This is a genomic window from Mycobacterium sp. (assembly GCF_032162605.1).
In the GTDB taxonomy this organism is placed as follows: Bacteria; Actinomycetota; Actinomycetes; order Mycobacteriales; family Mycobacteriaceae; genus Mycobacterium.
In genome coordinates this window covers 1-8,227 of the sequence record NZ_JAVROT010000066.1, presented here as the reverse complement: position 1 = coordinate 8,227, position 8,227 = coordinate 1, and the positions used below count along the sequence as shown (strand labels likewise).

Sequence of the window (8,227 nt, the reverse complement as noted above, 5' to 3'; positions counted from 1 at the left end):
CTGGCGGCGCAGCGTCTCGATCGCCCTCGCCAGGGCCGTCGACTCGGTGGCGGAGATCCCGATGTCGGCGAACACCTCCTCGTTGAGCGTCACCGTGGCGTCCTCGACCGTCGAGCGGCCGAGGTCGGTCAGTCGGACGAGAGTGGTGCGTCCATCGGTGGGGTGTGGAATCCGTTCGACCAGACCGTCACTCTCCAAGCGCCGGACCGCGTGCGTGACGCTGGTGACGTGGACCTGCAAGCGATCGGAGGCCTTGGTGATCGGCAACGCGCCGGTACGGCTGAACGCCAGCAGCCGCAGCAGCTCGTACCGCGAGAAGCTAAGGCCATACGAGCGCAACGCCGTCTCGACGCGGGCCAACAGGATCTGGTGGGCACGCATCACCGACGTGACGGCGACCATGCCGTCGGCGACCTCGCCCCACCCCGAGCGCTCCCAGTTGGCGCGCGCCAGGGCGATGGGATCGCGCTCGGCGGGTTCAGAGGACACGACCCTTCTTACCGCACCCGACGTCGGGGACGAGGCAACTCAGCCCAGGCGACGCGAATCAGGCCTGCGCCACCACCGAAAGCACTGCGCGCGAGGACTGCCGATTGCCAACGGAGATGCGCACGCCGCCATCCGCGTAGGCGCGCACCCGTAGCCCCGTGCCCTCGAATACCTCGCACCACGGCCGGGCGCCAGCGGGCAGGTAGACGAAGTTGGCGTGACTGTCCGTGCTGTACACCCCCATCGCGGCAAGCCGGGACCGAAGGTAGCGGCCCTCCGCAATGATCACCCGGATACGTTGCCGCAGTTCGGTTTCCGCGTCGTACGAGGCGGCGACGGCTACCAGGCCGGTGATGCCCATGCCGAAGGGCAGCTGCATGGTCCACAACCGCCGCGCCAGCTCGGGCGCGCAGAATCCGTACCCGATGCGCAGACCCGCGAGCCCGTAGGCCTTCGAGAACGTGCGCAGCACCACGACATTGGGGAATCGCGCAACCAACGCAGGAGCGTCGATCCATTGCTCGGGCGCCAGGAACTCCACATAGGCCTCATCGAGCACCACCACCGTGTCCGACGGCACGCGGTGCAAGAACCGCTCGACGTCGGCGGCGGATTCGACGGTGCCGGTCGGATTGTGCGGGCGGCACAGCACGACCACGCGCGCCCGAGCGGCGGCGTCGGCCATGGCGTCGAGATCGTGGTGGCCGTGCCGGTCCAGGGCCACCGTCACCGAGTTCAACCGCGCCATCTGCGCGAAGATCGGGTAGCCGTCGAACGTGGGGGACGTGATCACCATCGTGTCGCCGGGATTGGTCACCGCGTGCAGCACCTGCATGACCACTCCCGTGGCGCCGGCGCCGATCACCACCTGGTCATCGCCCACCCCCACCCGGGCGGCGATCAGCGACCGCATCCGCTCCGGTAGGAACTCCGGGTAGCGGTTGGCGGCGTCGATCGAGGCGACCAGCGCCGAGCGCACCGATGGCAGCGGCGGGAATGGGTTCTCGTTGAGCGACAACGCGAATGGGTTCACGGCCTCGGGTAGCGCGTCAACCGCATCGGTCAAGGCGTAGTGCATGGTCATCCGGTGCGTCCTCCCCACTGGACTGCGGCGGCGCCGGCGAAGTCACCGGCGTGCGCGAACGCCGCCATCATGATCACGTCGCCCTTCTTCACCTGACCGTCGGAGATCGCGCGTTCGAGGTTGACCGGGATACCCGCGGCGAAGAGGTTGCCGCACTCATCGAAGGTGTCGAGGTGCCTCTCCTTCGGAAGCTCCAGCGCCTCGCGCCAGTTGCGCAGGAAGGCGCGGTTGGGTTGATTGGTGACCAGAAGGTCGAGATCCTTGGGCTGCATGCCGATTCGGTCGCACACCGCGTATGACACCTCGGGTACCTGTCGGTTGCCCCTGGCCAGCACCTTGGTGATCTTGCTTTCGGTGAACCCGATACAGGCCTCGCCGGGACCTGCCTGCCACCACTTGCGTGGCGGGTCGATGGCGAGTGTCATGTCGCCTGCGTACTCGCCGTAGGTGCGGCATTCGATGTCGAGGATCGGCGATTCGTCGGACAGCGTCACCAGGCCGACCGCGGCGCCATCGCCGGGTACCGCTGCCTGCGGCTTGCGACGTACCCCGGGCTGATCGAAGGCCTGGCCTGCGGCGTTCTGCGCGACAGCGATCAGCGCAGTGCGCCCCTCACCCGACTCCAACAGGTTGCGCGCCAGTTTCAGGCCGAGCACGAACGCCGCGCAGCCGCCGTTGTGCAGATCGATCACCCAATTCGGTTTCATGCCAAGGCGATGCGCCATCCCGCCGCCGCCGCCGTAGAACGGCATGTCCGGCGCCTGGGTGTGGGTGATGAGCACGTCGACATTCGCGATGGCGTCCTGGCCGTGGCGTTCCACCAGACCCGCAGCGGCCCGCTCCACCATGTCGATCGCCGTCTCGTCCTCGGCCACGTGGTGCCGGAACTTGGGTGCGCGGAACATCAGGTTGTCGCGCAGGTCGTCCGAATCGGCGAACTGAGCGTAGTAGTCGGCGCCGATCGGGTCCCCCGGCAGATACGTCGACAGATCGATCAAGCTGACGGTCATGTCGGTCCTCATCTCATCCAAGCCGGTGTCACCGGCAGTCCGTTGCGGTGCCGGTACTCGGCAATTGCCTTGAGGTTCTTCAGTTCCAGCATGTGACCGGCGCCGAACATGTCCCAGAAGTCGCCGACCCATACCGGGCGCTCCTTGGGCGCGGCGTCCGGGTACGGGTTGTGGTCGTAGAACGGGTGATGGCAGTTGGTCCACAGCACCACCGACCCGGGCTTGTCCAACACCACCTGCGCATCGATGATCCGCATCAGGTAGACCATCCAGAGGTGCTTGCCCTGGTCCCAGGCGCAGTGGTAGTCGACGGTGAGCGCCTCACTGTTGGCGACCGTCCGGGTGTAGATCTCGGTCTCTGAGCCGAGGCGGTCGTAGGCCTGCCACAACCCGTCTTCATCCGTCGGCGTGAAGCCCCGCAGGCTGTAAGTCCACTCCTCGAGACTTCGGGTGTCCGACAGGTACTCGAACAGTTCGTCCGGCGGACAGTCGACGTAATCGTTGACGGTGCAGTACTCACCGAAGACTTCGTCGTGCGGATACACCGACCGCATCATCTCCATGATGATCGGCGTGGCCTTCTCCCGTGGCGAGGTCTCGATCCGGATGACCCCGTCGATGGGTTCCGGATTGCCGGTGTGTGCGGTTATGTCGTCAAGCGCTGGCAGCGACATCGGGCATCATCTCCTTCTCGAACGAAAATTGTTGGGCGGCGTCAAGAAATGGTGCGAACGGCGGCATCTCGTCCGCGGAGCATTCGACACTCACGACCGATGGCCCGTCGTGATCCAGGGCGGCACGAAGTGCGTCGGGCAGCTGGCCGACGTCGGTGACATCGACGGACGGGAGCCCGGGGAACATCGCGGCCAGGCCGACGCCGAGGCGGCTCGGCGTGAACCGGTTGAAGCTGTACCGGTCGCCGTAGAACAGCTGCTCACGGGTGACGCACATGGCGTGGGCGTTGTTGTTGAACAGCACCACCGTCACGGGCAGGCCGTACTGGATCGCGGTGTGCAGTTCCATGCCGTGCATGAAGAAGGCGCCGTCGCCCGCGACGATGACGGTCCGCCGTCCCCTCGCGAAGGCCATCCCGATACCGGCACCGAAGCTGTAGCCCATGCCACCCATGCCCAGCGCCACGACGAATCGCCCCGCGCGGCGCACCGGAAGGTGGTGAATCGCCGAAGCCCCGGTGTTGCCCGCGTCGACCACGACGTCCACGCCGTCGGGCAGCTCCGCGTCCAGCACGGTCATCGCGTCGCGGTAGCGGATGCCGTCACCACGATGGACGGGCGGCATCAACTCGGTGCGCGGCATCGGACCGTGAACGCGCAGACCATGCGGCCTGCCGTGGCCGGTCAGCGCCCGGGTCAGCTGCGACAACGACGCACGCAGATCGTTGGTGTGGACGTGGGTGCATGGCAGATACGGCGGCGCCGACCCGATCGACAGCGTCCGCACCCCCGCCAGTGGATCGTCGAGGCCGGTCCGAGCCGTCACCGACAGCCGGGTGCCCACGACCAGGCATACCGCACTGTTGCGGACTGCGTCGGCAACGCCTGGGTGGCCCATCACCCCGGTCACACCCAGCGACGACGACGCGCCGAGGCCTGGCGATCCGCTGACGTCCTTGGCGTCGGGGACGGTCGCCACCCACGCCCGCAGTGCGGCGCGCAATTCCTCGAGTTCGGCGCGTGCATCGTCGCGGGCAACCTGCTCGCCCGCGATGATCGTGACCGGTCCCTGCGCGCGCTGCAGTGCCTGGGCGATCGCACGCGGATCCCCCGGCCGCGATTTCGGATGGTCGGCGGGCACGACGGTTCCGTCCACATCGACGACGGCCTGCTGAACGTCCTTGGGCAGCAGCAGCACCGCGGGCCCTCCGGTACGGGCGGCGGCGATCGCTTCAGGTAGCGCCGTCACGATGTCGGCCGCGGTGAGCAGCCGCCGGCAGTACACCGAGACCGCGGAGAACAGCGCGTGGGCGTCGAGCGAACCGCCCTTGCCGCTGGTGTCCTGAAAACTGCCACGCCCGTCGAGCGCCGTCGGCGGCTGACCCACCAACGCCAGCACGGGAATCCCGCTGGTGAACGACTCCCCCAGCCCCGCAATCAGATTCAGCGATCCGCCACCAGACGTCGCCGCCACCACCCCGAGGTTGGCGGTGGCCCGACTGAATCCGTCGGCCATGGTCGCCGCCGAGAACTCGTGCTTGGCCAGTACTGCGGTGATCCCGTCGCAGTAGTGCGCGGCGTCGTAGAGGTCTTCGATGTTGGCGCCGTCGACGCCGAAGACGTGACTCACACCGCGAGCCGCGAGGCTGTCGACTATGTGGTCGACCACCCGTTGCCTGCTTGCCATTGCTCACCTACTTCCGTTCCCTGCATGTGACACGACTTGCGTGGCACCACGGTTCACGGCGTGGGCGAACTCACAGTTGACGCTCGAGTAAAACCTTCCCGGAGTCCGCCGAAACCAATTGCACGGCAGCGATATCCGTCGCCGCGACGGGTGTGTTCCCGCTCGGCAGCGCAGTTGCGCCGGACATGCCCAGCCACGTCGCGATCTGCGTGTGGGTGCCGTCGCGGCCCACCACCACCATGCCGAGGTTGCTCGGCGGGGCCGCGCTGCCGCTCGACCACTGGCCGTATGTGCAGGCCATGTCGATGCGGGTGCCCCAGGCGAAGCTGTTCAACGCGATGGAGGCGCTGAACGGGGTCGGCACTAGCTTGTCCATCGGCAGTTGCTGCGCCGTCGTCTGATCCGTGCCGCTCTGTAGGCCCACGATGCCGGGTCGCACGCCAATCACCAGTCCGACGGCCAGCAGTGCGGCGGCCAGCCCGACGGCGGCCGACGTCAGTACCCGCGATCGCCGACGACGCCACCGCACCTTGTCGAGCACGGATTCCAACACCTCGGGTCGCAGCGGCGGAACGGGCTGCTCCGCTTCCAGCCCGCGGACGTCATCCGCGTCGAGCATCGCCAGCAGTGCCGGCATGCCGCTGAGCTCTGCGACCGCCGCGCGGCACCGGTCGCACGTCTCGAGGTGCGCCTCGTACTCGTGGCGTTCGGCGCTCGACAGCGAACCAAGCACGTACGCCGCGTCCCACGTCCCGTACCGGTGGCCGTCCACCGCTTCCAAGCCTCGGAAATCATCAGACTGTGTCACCGTGTCACCCCCAATTCCTGCAAGTTGAGCCGAAGGGCGCGCACTGCGTAGTGCAGTCGCGACTTCACCGTGCCCTCGGCGATCTGGAGATCGGCGGCAGTCTGCGCCACGCTCCAGCCCTGGTAGTACGCACGGAGGATCACAGCACGGTGATCCTCCGACAGTTGACTCATCGCCGTGCCGAGCAGTAATCGATCCAGCGCGCCGTCCACCTCGTCGGGGCCTGCATGGTCTGCCACCGCCTCCACGTCGTCGGTCTGAGTTTCGTTGCGGAACCGCGCGCTGCGGCGCTCGTCGATGATCAGGTTGCGCGCGACGGTGAATAGCCACGCTCGCGCCGACCGCTCGGGGTCGTAGGTGACTTCCGGATGCCGCCAGGCACGCAGCAGCGTTTCCTGCACCACGTCCTCGGCGCGGGCGGCGTCACCCGTCAACCGCAGGACGTAACGCCACAGCGCACCGGCGTGCTCGTCGTAGAGAACCCGCATCATCGCGGCCTCCGGATCGTCCATTCCCCAACCCTCCCGACAGTTATTACGCAGTGGACGGTCGCGAAGTTCAGTTAAACCGCTGTACACGGCCCACGCGCACCACTTGACAGTTCCCGTCGGTGCCTGTGAGTTGCCTGTGGAGTGTCCTGTCGCCTCAGAGCGTCAGGATGCGAGGGCCGTCATCGGTGGCGGCGACGGTGTGCTCCCAGTGCGCGGCGCGGGTGCCGTCCGCGGTGACGACGGTCCACCCGTCCTCCAGCACGACGGTCTTCGTCGTGCCCAGCGTCAGCATCGGCTCGATCGCCAGCACCGAGCCAGCCGCCAGCTGCGGCCCGCGCCCCGGCGCGCCCTCGTTGGGCAGAAAGGGGTCCATGTGCATGCTTCTGCCGATGCCATGCCCGCCGTAGCCTGCGACGATGCCGTACTTGCGGTCGTGGCGCGCCTCGGCGGCGTGCGTCTCGGTCTCGATGGCGTGCGACACGTCGGTGAGCCTGTTGCCCGGCACCATGGCGGCGATGCCCGCCTCCATGGCCGAGCGGGTCGCCTCGGACAAGGCCTGATCGGCCCCGATCAGCGGCCCGACGCCGAACGTCACGGCCGAGTCGCCGTGCCAGTCGTCGAGAATCGCGCCGCAATCGATGGACACCAGATCGCCGGCGGCCAGCACCTCGCCCGCCGACGGGATGCCATGGACCACGCGGTCGTTCACCGACGAGCAGATGCTGCCGGGGAACCCGTGATAGCCGAGGAACGATGGAATGCCGCCACCGTCGCGGATCACCGCTTCGGCGATGCTGTCGAGCTCCAGCGTCGAGACCCCCGGCTGGGCGGCTCGCCGCACGGCCCGAAGCGCCGCGGCCACCAAGGCGCCTGCGGCGGCCATCGCGTCGAGCTCGTCGGCGCTGCGCTGCGGAACGACCTTTCGTCCACGAAGCCCCGGCAGCCCGATCATCGGCTACTTACCGAGAGCGCGCAGCGTGCGGGCGAACACCTCGTCGAGAGAACCGACGGCGTCGACGGTCTTGAGCTCGCCCTGGTAGTAGTCCAGCAGTGGAGCCGTCTCGTCGCGGTAGACCTTCATCCGGTTGAGGATGACGTCCTCGGTGTCGTCGGCGCGGCCGCGGCCCTTGAGCCGGGCCAGCAGCTCGTCCTCGGAGACGCGGAACTCCACCACGGCGTCGAGCAACCGATCGCGCTTGGCCAGCATCTCGCGCAGAGCCTCGGCCTGTTCCACCGAACGGGGGTAGCCGTCGAGGATGAAGCCCTCGGTCGCGTCGGCGTCGTCGAGCCGATCGTCGACGAGCGCGTTGGTCAGTGCAGCGGGCACCAGATCGCCGGCGTCGAGGTACTTCTTGGCTTCGAGGCCCAGCTCGGTCTCATTGCTGATGTTGCGGCGGAAGAGATCCCCGGTGGACACGTGCGGGACGCCAAGCTTCTCGGCCAGCTTCTCCGCCTGGGTGCCCTTGCCCGCACCCGGCGGTCCAAGCAAAACGATTCTCACTTGAGGAACCCTTCATAGTTGCGCTGCATGAGCTGGCTCTCGATCTGCTTCACCGTATCCAAACCGACACCGATCATGATCAGCACCGCGGTACCGCCGAAGGGCAGGTTCTGCACGGTGCCCGTGTTGCCGATCTCGAGGAAGAGGTTCGGCAGGACGGCGATCACACCCAGGTAGATCGAGCCGGGCAGGGTGATGCGGCTCAGAACGTAGCGCAGGTAGTCGGCGGTCGGCTTACCGGGACGAATGCCGGGGATGAAGCCGCCGAACTTCTTCATCTCGTCGGCGCGCTCGTCGGGGTTGAACGTGATCGACACGTAGAAGTAGGTGAAGAAGACGATCAAGCCGAAGTAGACCGCGATGTAGACGGGGCTGGACGGGTTGGTCAGGTAGTTCGCGACGAACTTGTCCCACCAACCGGTGCCAGGGCTGGAACTGCCGCTCTGCACCAGCTGGGTGATCAGGTGCGGGATGTATATCAGG

Annotated in this window: 10 protein-coding genes; all 10 read right to left on the bottom strand. The window is 67.3% G+C overall.

Annotated elements, in window-relative coordinates; translation table 11 throughout:
- On the bottom strand, positions 1-489 hold a 489-nt coding region (locus tag QOI01_RS03720; RefSeq protein ID WP_526378712.1), incomplete at its 3' end, for a MarR family winged helix-turn-helix transcriptional regulator.
- Between the two features lie 58 nt (positions 490-547).
- Positions 548-1,573: a pyridoxal phosphate-dependent aminotransferase gene (locus tag QOI01_RS03715; RefSeq protein ID WP_526378710.1), complete on the bottom strand. Its 1,026-nt coding sequence runs from the start codon at positions 1,571-1,573 to the stop codon at positions 548-550.
- Positions 1,570-2,583 carry a 3-oxoacyl-ACP synthase III family protein gene (locus QOI01_RS03710; protein ID WP_526378708.1) on the bottom strand — a complete coding sequence of 338 codons (1,014 nt, stop codon included), beginning with the start codon at positions 2,581-2,583 and terminating at the stop codon, positions 1,570-1,572. Before QOI01_RS03710 ends, QOI01_RS03715 begins: the two co-directional genes overlap by 4 nt.
- A gap of 8 nt (positions 2,584-2,591) precedes the next feature.
- Positions 2,592-3,257, bottom strand: a complete 666-nt coding sequence (locus tag QOI01_RS03705; protein ID WP_526378706.1) for a DUF8713 domain-containing protein — start codon at positions 3,255-3,257, stop codon at positions 2,592-2,594.
- Positions 3,238-4,944, bottom strand: a complete 1,707-nt coding sequence (locus QOI01_RS03700; protein ID WP_526378704.1) for a thiamine pyrophosphate-binding protein — start codon at positions 4,942-4,944, stop codon at positions 3,238-3,240. The genes QOI01_RS03705 and QOI01_RS03700 overlap by 20 nt, the downstream gene beginning before the upstream one ends.
- 70 nt (positions 4,945-5,014) lie before the next feature.
- Positions 5,015-5,752 carry an anti-sigma factor family protein gene (locus tag QOI01_RS03695; RefSeq protein WP_526378702.1) on the bottom strand — a complete coding sequence of 246 codons (738 nt, stop codon included), beginning with the start codon at positions 5,750-5,752 and terminating at the stop codon, positions 5,015-5,017.
- Positions 5,749-6,264: an RNA polymerase sigma factor gene (locus tag QOI01_RS03690; protein ID WP_526378700.1), complete on the bottom strand. Its 516-nt coding sequence runs from the start codon at positions 6,262-6,264 to the stop codon at positions 5,749-5,751. The genes QOI01_RS03695 and QOI01_RS03690 overlap by 4 nt, the downstream gene beginning before the upstream one ends.
- 133 nt (positions 6,265-6,397) lie before the next feature.
- Positions 6,398-7,195, bottom strand: a complete 798-nt coding sequence (gene map / locus QOI01_RS03685) for a type I methionyl aminopeptidase (RefSeq protein ID WP_526378699.1) — start codon at positions 7,193-7,195, stop codon at positions 6,398-6,400.
- A 3-nt stretch (positions 7,196-7,198) separates the two neighbouring features.
- A complete protein-coding gene (locus QOI01_RS03680; protein ID WP_526378697.1) occupies positions 7,199-7,744 on the bottom strand; it encodes an adenylate kinase in 546 nt (181 codons plus the stop codon).
- Positions 7,741-8,227 (bottom strand): preprotein translocase subunit SecY (locus QOI01_RS03675; protein WP_526378695.1); only part of this gene is annotated, 487 nt, incomplete at its 5' end. The genes QOI01_RS03675 and QOI01_RS03680, both read right to left, overlap by 4 nt.